4 protein-coding genes are annotated in these 3,404 nt (G+C 56.3%); 3 read left to right on the top strand and 1 reads right to left on the bottom strand.

Annotation, left to right across the window (positions count from 1 at the left end):
- A partial coding sequence (locus tag ACREAY_RS10810; RefSeq protein WP_431755780.1) for a V4R domain-containing protein occupies positions 1-725 on the top strand: 725 nt, incomplete at its 5' end.
- A gap of 37 nt (positions 726-762) precedes the next feature.
- Entirely contained in the window at positions 763-1,743 is a 981-nt protein-coding gene (locus tag ACREAY_RS10805; protein ID WP_431755779.1) for a hypothetical protein, read from the top strand.
- Here the strand turns inward: ACREAY_RS10805 and ACREAY_RS10800 are convergent.
- Positions 1,740-2,441 (bottom strand): matrixin family metalloprotease, encoded by a 702-nt coding sequence (locus ACREAY_RS10800; RefSeq protein ID WP_431755778.1) that lies wholly within the window; start codon positions 2,439-2,441, stop codon positions 1,740-1,742. The two genes, ACREAY_RS10805 and ACREAY_RS10800, sit on opposite strands and share 4 nt — an antisense overlap.
- Before the next feature lie 110 nt (positions 2,442-2,551).
- Here ACREAY_RS10800 and ACREAY_RS10795 point away from each other — a divergent pair.
- Positions 2,552-3,404: TrmB family transcriptional regulator (locus ACREAY_RS10795; protein ID WP_431755777.1), on the top strand; the 853-nt coding region annotated here is incomplete at its 3' end.

The raw sequence follows: 3,404 nt of genomic DNA, 5'->3' as shown, positions 1-3,404 counted from the left end.
TCGTCAAGGTCCTGCTTGACCACCCGGAAGGGATGACGGGGGCCAAGATAGCCGAGCTTGTTGGCATCACGCAGGGCGCCATGTCAAAGTATCTGTCAATGTTGAGGGTCGACGGCATAATCACCAGCCGCAAGATAGGCGTCGCCAAACTCTGGAAGCTGGTGAGTCAGGCAGACAGGGCAGGGATGCTCGCAGATAAGATAGGCGAGTCAGAAGAGGCGACGTTCAAGGACTATGCACTTTCGCTGATTGAAGAGAACAGCCGCCTGATGGAGGCCGACGGCAAGCGCGTGTTGGTCATGCCGACTATGATACTTTCCAGCCTTTACAAGTACACAAAGTCGATTGTCGGCACAGAGGTCCACGCGTTCTTTTACGAGTGGGGCAAGGACTATGTCAAGGAAGTGAGCCACTTTGTAGACGACGTCGCAAAAAAGACCGGCGACAGCTTTATCCAGTCGTTCCTCCTACTCTGGAAGCTAAAGGGCTGGGGAAGGTTTGAGGTGACGGCCATGAACGAAAAGCAGATAGAAGTCGTGTGGCACGATTCCTTATGGGCCGAAGAGGTGGGCGAAAAGTCAGCGGTGGACGACTTTGTCGCAGGAGCACTATCAGCAGCTGCCTCGCATGCAGCAGGCGGCAAGTGGCGGTTTGTAGAGACAGAGTGTAGGGCCACAGGGGCGCCTCACTGCACGTTCAGAGGCTCGATCACCAATAAGATTTAAAGATAGATTTAAATAATATATGGTATATAGAATGGACGTGAAAGCGAGCAGGCCGCTAGCTTTTGTGGTGCTGGCATTCGTGGTAGGCGCCACCATCTCCCAGGCCTCCTTTGCTTTTGCCGACGACTCGTCGACCAACCCGTTCCGTGCCATATGGGACGCAATTTCCGAGTTGCAGACCAGGACCGACTCGCTCCAGGCCCAGATAGACGACCTCAAGGAGCTGCGCGGCGCGGCCACGGCAGAGCCGGCAGTCGCCACTAGGATCTCAGAGCCGGCAGTCGCGATTGAAGTCGGCAGCGGGCAGGCAGGGCGGACCACAATCCAGGTGATTGCAAGAAACGCAGGGCCAGAGAATGCAGTAGGCGTAAAACTTTCAACGTATTACCAGACGTCGCTTTTCAGCGTCAACTCTATTCAGGGTGCCGAATGCACTGACCAGGCAAGGGGCATAATCGAGTGCTACCTTGGCACGCTTGACGTCGGGTCGGAAGCAAGGATAACCATTGACGCGACGCCGACTGCGCTTGGTCAGCAGGCCATGATTACCAGTGATATTTCATCGATAACAGATGATGCCAACCCCGCAAACAACCACGCGGAGGCGGTGTTCATAACATCGGAGGCGCCAACGGTCATAGCGCCGGTTGCGCAACCAGAGCAGGCGCCGGCTGAACAACAAGTTCCGCAGCAGCCAGCGGAAGGCCGGGATCAGCCGGCTGAACTGAGTAGTGCGCCTGCAGAGCAGCCAGTGGAGCAACAAGGCGAGCAAAGCGAACAGCCGGCAGAGGAGCAGACCCAACAGCCTCCTGAAGAACAACAGGAGCAGCCAAGCCAAGAACAGCCGGCAGAGGAGCAGACTACCGCCCCGTCCGGCGGAGAAAGTTCTACCCCGCCTGCAGAGGCACCAAGCAGCTCTGGAGGCGAGTCTTCAGGTGGCGCCGGCTCTGAACCCGCGGCGGGTGGAGAATCCTCGCCCCCACCACCTCCGCCTTCAGGCGGCGAGGCGACAGGCTAGCAATCGGCAGGGCCGATGCGCGACTCTACATATAGCAGGGCCATCCCGTTCTCTTCGCACGACCCGATGTGGTTTACGACAGAGCCGTTTTGCAGCTCGATAAGGGAGAACATTATGCTTTCAGGGTTTGTAGAGTGCGACAGGCCGAGCGCGTGCCCCATCTCGTGGGCCAGCACGTGCTCCAGCATGCCCTGGTCCAGCGCGCGGTTTGCAGAGTAGATGTAAACCTCGACTGAAAGTATGTGCCTTATCCCCTTTACCGCGTAGAGCCGGGTCTTGCCCATCTTGCCTTCAGGATGGTCCTCTTCTGTCAGGATGACCTTGATGTTGGCTTGCTGCTGTTCCGATGCAAGGTGAAGCGTGGGTGCATGGCCGTCAGGAAATGACGTCAACAGAGCATTCCACCTTGATGCGGCGTCGCCTGCCGTCAGGTTGCCTGCGATAAAGTTCAGCGCTTGCTCCATAGCCTCCGGCCGGACATCCCCTTCGGCCGCAACAGATACGGCAAGCTCGGGCCCGGTGTTCCAGTACGCCGACGTGTTTATGATGTAGGGCCCCTCGCTTTCCTCGTGCGCCTCCCCCACGCCGTCCAGAAACTCTACTTCCATCACCGCATCAGGAGGATCTGTAATAGCAAGAATCGGCACAATGCCCAGCAGGATGATAATAAACGGTATCAGCCTCCAGGACGCGATCATAGCATATTGTTATAGAATCAGGATAATATTGTCTAGTTTGTTCATTTTACTGAACATGCTATTGTTCATTTGTACGAACAATTTATATAAAACATTCTTCTACGAATGCCGTGGCCGAAGACCCGCTTGTCGCTGATTTAAAGTCCTTTGGGCTTGACGATGTGGAGGCCCAGACCTACGTAAGGCTGGCCAGGCTCGGCAAGGCCCGTGCAAGCTCGCTGTCCTCTGCGCTAAAGACAAACAGGACCACGACCTACAGGATACTGGAGAGGCTCAAGCAGATCGGCATAGTAGAGAGTTCCATGACAAGGCCGGTCAGCTTTATCGCCGTAGAGCCGGGGAAGGCGCTCCAGCTCTTGATAGACAGGAGAAAGGACGAGCTAAAGAGCGCAGAGACAAAGTTTCCGTCGATGCTGGAGCAGTTTACCAGGTTCTACCTCCCCACCGAAGACACCGTCGGCGCCAAGTTCAGCATACTCCAGGGAAGCGAGGAGATCCACCGGTCGATAACGAGACTGGCAAAGTCGGCCGACAAAAAAATCTCGATAATAACGACGGCCAAGGACCTCGGCAAGATGTACTATTCCGGCGTCTACGAGGCGCTGTCGGAGGCCAGGGCGAGAGGCGTCTCCGTCCAGATTGTAACCGAAGTGGACCTCCAGTCGCTTGAAGTGGTCAGGAGGTACGAGTTTGCAGAGATAAGGCACCAGGCGGCGTCCAAGATGAAGATGGTGGTAAAGGACGAAGAAGAGGTGCTCATCACCGTGTCAAGCGCCGCGGAAGAAGAGGTGGCGCTCTGGACGTACTCGCAGTCGTTTGCATCCGCCATGCAGGCCGTCGTCAACAACGAGTTTTATTCCGGGATAGAGATGGCTTCGATTGCGACGTCGTTGATGACTGGCAAGCCCGCAGAGTCGCTCCACATGATAGCCGGCGAGCAAGAGTATGCCGACAGCCTGCTTG

It is taken from the genome of Nitrososphaera sp. (assembly GCF_050748925.1).
Classification (GTDB): domain Archaea; phylum Thermoproteota; class Nitrososphaeria; order Nitrososphaerales; family Nitrososphaeraceae; genus Nitrososphaera.
The sequence above is the reverse complement of the archived record's forward strand: the minus strand, read 5'-3'. Positions and strand labels throughout refer to the sequence as shown.

What these genes read in the sequence shown, in the direction of transcription:
- ACREAY_RS10800 (WP_431755778.1), bottom strand. Translation starts at nt 2,441, where the DNA reads ATGATCGCGTCCTGGAGGCTGATACCGTTTATTATCATCCTGCTGGGC.